The following is a 1,514-nucleotide window of genomic DNA, read 5'->3' on the forward strand; positions in this document are numbered from 1 at the left end:
CTGCACTCCGGCGACATCGTGGTGGTGGACGTGGAAGGCGAAGGCGACGACGCGAAGTTCACCTTCGCCGGCAACGCCAAGCCGCGCATCCCCGACCACCTTCCCTTCTCCCGCTGACACAAACCAGCCGCACGCTACCGGACAAGCCTGGGCAGCTGGCCGGCCGGGCGTGGCGCTGATCCCGGCCTCAAGGATCGCCGGGAAGGGCCTTGCCGTTGCACTGGGCCGGGCGGGCTATGTGCGCCTTACCAGTCGCCGCCGCACGGGCAGCGGCTGCCGCTTGGACGGCACTGACCGTCAGTAGGAGATGAGTTCGACGAGTTCCCCGACGCGGTCCTCGGGGTAGTTCCTTGCGATATCGGCCTGGCTGAGCATGCCGACCAGGTCATGGCCATCGATGACGGGCAGCCTGCGGACCTGCTCGTTCTGCATCGTGTGTATCGCTTCTTCAACGGAATCGTCAGCCCCGATGGTAACGGGCTTGCCCTGACCGAACTCCCCTGCCGTCGCGGTACGCGGGTCCCCGCCCTCGGCGAGGCACTTGATGACGATGTCCCGGTCTGTCAGCATCCCCTTGAGCCTGTTGTCTTCCCCGCAGATAGGCAAGGATCCGACATCCAGGTCCTTCATCTTCCGGGCGGCTTGCTCCAGTGTTTCGTCCGCGCGGACGCATTCGGCGCTGCCGGTCATGATTTCACGTACCGTTGTCATGGCAATCTCCTTCATGGTGGCGTGGTGCTGGACAGGTGTGCCGGACATTGGACCCTGCGGGGGAGTCTATTCAGGGCCATGACGGGGCCCGCTGTTCCCTGCAGCGTGCCTGTGGTCCGCATCCTGCAGGTGCTGCTCCAGCTTCATTTCAGCATCGCGGCGGCGCTGGCCGATGCTGCGCAACGTCCCCGCCCGCAGCCCTGGGGCGTACAGGTCCGTATTCGCGGACCTGGCTGGACCATGGCCTCCAGCACCGTTCTCCTGGCTCCGGCTCATGAGAGGCATTATCCCACCGCAGTCCACATCTGGACAGGGACTTCCGGCCACGAATGGCCCCGCAGGGCCCCGCATATCCCAGGACGCTGGCCAGGGTCCCCCGCGTGGCGTACCGGCGTACTCCTGCCGTTGGTCCGGCAAGAGCGTGGGCTTGAAAAAGTACCGTGGGCGCCAACTGCTTCCACGAGGGAGATCGGTGTTCGTCGACAAAGCAGGGCGCGATGTCGGCGGTCCTCGAGATCGCACCCCCGGCGCCTGCAGCAGTTCCGGCCGGCCTCCGCCGCGGCGCTTGCGCCGCGCCGGGACTGGCGGCGCCCCGGGGCCACGTGTTCGCCGGCTCAGCGCCGCCGGGAGCGGGCCGCCGCGAGTTCGCGTTCGAGGCGCCTGTTGGCTGCTTCGAGTTCGAGGACGAGGCGGATTCCGGCCAGGTTTAGGCCGTCCTCAAGCAGGGCACTGATCCTGCGCAGGGTATCGAGGTCCTGCTCGCTGTACCGTCGTGTTCCGCCGCCTGTCCGCCCCGGTTCCAG

General features: G+C 67.2%; 2 protein-coding genes. Both read right to left on the reverse strand.

The window, feature by feature from the left end; genetic code table 11:
* Nucleotides 1-297: 297 nt before the first annotated feature.
* A complete protein-coding gene (locus B5X90_RS20870; protein WP_079555787.1) occupies nucleotides 298-711 on the reverse strand; it encodes a CBS domain-containing protein in 414 nt (137 codons plus the stop codon).
* Between the two features lie 614 nt (nucleotides 712-1,325).
* Nucleotides 1,326-1,514 (reverse strand): MerR family transcriptional regulator (locus B5X90_RS20875; RefSeq protein ID WP_143264866.1); only part of this gene is annotated, 189 nt, incomplete at its 5' end.

Source organism: Arthrobacter sp. 49Tsu3.1M3 (assembly GCF_900168135.1).
In the GTDB taxonomy this organism is placed as follows: Bacteria; Actinomycetota; Actinomycetes; order Actinomycetales; family Micrococcaceae; genus Arthrobacter.